Source organism: Paenibacillus terrae (genome assembly GCF_000943545.1).
In the GTDB taxonomy this organism is placed as follows: Bacteria; Bacillota; Bacilli; order Paenibacillales; family Paenibacillaceae; genus Paenibacillus; species Paenibacillus terrae_A.
Genome location: NZ_JTHP01000195.1, coordinates 1 through 586, shown reverse-complemented (window position 1 = coordinate 586; position 586 = coordinate 1). Strand labels below are relative to the sequence as shown.

Below are 586 nucleotides of genomic sequence, written 5' to 3'. Positions count from 1 at the left end.
AAAGGATTCATGAAGACGTTGAAAGCCAATATTGAATCAGTATTTTCCAGCAAAGTAGGGCAAGAACCACTATTAGAAATTGAAGGACAGATGCAACAATTGAAATCCGACTTGAAGGAATTAGTGAATCTCAAGCTACGGAATCAAATTGATGAGACGATATATGATGAAGAAACGAACAGACTTTCCAGTGAACTCAACGAGCTACGACAACAGAAGCTGACACTGGATAAGGAAGAGGATCAGAAAGCAAAAATCAAGGAACGTGTCGATGAAATTATCCAAGTCCTAAGTTCACAGCAGGATATACTAGAACAATTTGATGATAACCTATTCAATGCGTTGGTGGAGAAGATAGCCATTCTCTCACCAGCGCATTTTGTTTTTACCTTGAAAAGTGGAATGAGCATAGATGAAGTCATTGAAGATTAATAAATAATTGTTAAATGAATTTATGGACTAGAGAACCATAGGCTGAAACGGATCAATAGGCTAACGAATATTTGTGGAGTGCATGACGGGAAGAATCAATCGAATCCCGTCTTTTACTCCTTCCATATAGATGGATTGTTTATCCTGGCTTAGC

At 37.9% G+C, this 586-nt stretch carries 1 pseudogene; it reads left to right on the top strand.

Annotated features, from left to right (window positions below):
- A pseudogene (locus QD47_RS31375) lies at positions 1-432 on the top strand (recombinase family protein); the annotation flags it as partial.
- Positions 433-586: the final 154 nt, after the last annotated feature.